This is a genomic window from Nocardioides cremeus, assembly GCF_030518195.1.
GTDB lineage: Bacteria > Actinomycetota > Actinomycetes > Propionibacteriales > Nocardioidaceae > Nocardioides > Nocardioides cremeus.
Map to the genome: position 1 here is coordinate 1 of NZ_JAULSC010000059.1, position 1376 is coordinate 1376.

1 protein-coding gene is annotated in these 1376 nt (G+C 67.1%); it reads right to left on the reverse strand.

Annotation, left to right across the window (positions count from 1 at the left end):
* Nucleotides 1-27: 27 nt before the first annotated feature.
* A protein-coding gene (locus QWJ41_RS20710) for an IS3 family transposase (RefSeq protein WP_302710363.1) occupies nucleotides 28-1322 on the reverse strand; the annotation gives its coding sequence in 2 pieces (ribosomal slippage) (nucleotides 28-1049 and nucleotides 1049-1322; 1296 coding nt in all).
* Nucleotides 1323-1376: the final 54 nt, after the last annotated feature.

The following is a 1376-nucleotide window of genomic DNA, read 5'->3' on the forward strand; positions in this document are numbered from 1 at the left end:
TGAAGCGCCCCAGGTTCTCGGCCGTTCCTATACGGGGTGCGGCTCTCGGTTGAGAGCAGCGTAGTGGGCTTGCTCGTACTCGACGGGCGGGATGTTTCCCAGGGTCGAATGGAGCCTGCGGTTGTTGTACCAATCCACCCAGCCGGCGGTGGCGTACTCGACGTCGGCGATGGTCTTGTAGGGCCCGTCGTGAAAGACGGTGGTGCGGATGCACTCGGCCTTGTAGAGCCCGTTGATCGACTCCATCAGAGCGTTGTCGTACGCATCGCCGACCGAGCCGATCGAGGGCCGGATCTCCTCAAGCGCCAAGTGCTCGGTCAGCCGCACCGACGTGTATTGAGACCCCGCGTCCGAGTGGTGGATCAGCTCGCCGGGCTCGGTGGGATGTCCCTCGCGGTCGCGCTGCCACAGCGCCATGCGCAGCGGGATCATCACCAGGTCGGTCTGCTTGGTCGTCGCGGCGTGCCAAGCCACGATCCGCTGGGCGTAGACGTCGACGATGAAGGCCACGTAGGTGAACCCCGCCCACGTCCTCACATACGTGAAATCGGTGACCCAGGTGCGGTTCGGTGCCGCGGCACTGAAGTCGCGATCGAGCAGATCCCCGGCCCGGGTGCCGTCCTTGGCCGGGATCGTGGTCCGGACGCCCTTGTCGCGACGCACCCCGGACAGGCCCAGGGTGCGCATCGCGCGGTCCACGCTGCCCGCCGAGGCATCGGGGGCCGTGGTGCGGCGCAGGTAGGCGGTCATCTTCCGGCGCCCGTAGAGCCCCTCAGGGGACAGCTTGCGCACCACGACACCGCCGGTGTCGACCTTGGTGGTCCAGGCGATGTCGCGCACCGCGTCGACGACGTGGGCATCGGTGACGGTCCGGGCCGCGACGAGGCGTCCGGCCTGTTTCCAGTTGCGGTAGGTCCGCGCGGCGATCTGGCAGCCCTGCTCACGCAGGACCCGGCAGATCGACTCGACCGCGTGGCCCTCGGCTCTCATGGTGTCGATGAATCCCATGATCAGCGGTTGCGGGGGTCGAGTTCCCCGGCGAAGAAAGTTGTTGCCCGGCGAAGGATCTCGACGTCCTCGCGCAGCCGACGGTTCTCGGCTTTCAGCGCCTTGATCTCGGCCAGCTCCTCGCTGGTCGCGCCAGCGCGTTGACCGCCGTCGATCTGGGCCTGGAGCACCCAGCGGCGTACCGACTCCTTGCCGACCCCCAGCTGCTTGGCCACCACCGCCGCCGCAGCACTCAGCGAGGGGTACTCGCCCTGGTGGTCGTTGACCAGACGTACAGCCCTGGCCTTCAGCTCCTGATCGATCTTCTTCGGCATGGTGCTCATCCTCCTGGACTCAAACAGGAGCGGCATCAAACCTGGGGCGCTTCA